The sequence below is a fragment of the Bacillus sp. SIMBA_154 genome, assembly GCF_046536015.1.
Classification (GTDB): Bacteria; Bacillota; Bacilli; order Bacillales; family Bacillaceae; genus Bacillus; species Bacillus pumilus_P.
This window is the reverse complement of record NZ_JAWJBV010000294.1, coordinates 1-269: the sequence shown is the minus strand read 5'-3', so window position 1 is coordinate 269 and position 269 is coordinate 1. Positions and strand designations below refer to the sequence as shown.

Here is a 269-nt window from a genome sequence, read left to right as displayed (position 1 = left end):
CTTCATCATCATTGGCATACGTATCATGTGATTCCACCCATGTGACTAACTTGTCCGCAGACACGTCAGATGCATAATGGGAGATATTCGACACACTCAGATTACGGTTCTTTAAAGCGGATCTGATGGAATGCCCGTAGTTAGAAGCCGTCACATTCATATAATTCGCATAAGCAGTATCTCTGGACGCGCTGTCTTGCAGGATTTCTCCGTATTGGAACTCCGCTGATGTATTTGTGATATTCGGCCAAAATTGGCTGCCGTAATTC

Annotated in this window: 1 pseudogene; it reads right to left on the bottom strand. The window is 44.6% G+C overall.

Annotation, left to right across the window (positions count from 1 at the left end):
* A pseudogene (locus tag R0K30_RS22105) lies at positions 1 to 269 on the bottom strand (alpha-amylase); the annotation flags it as partial.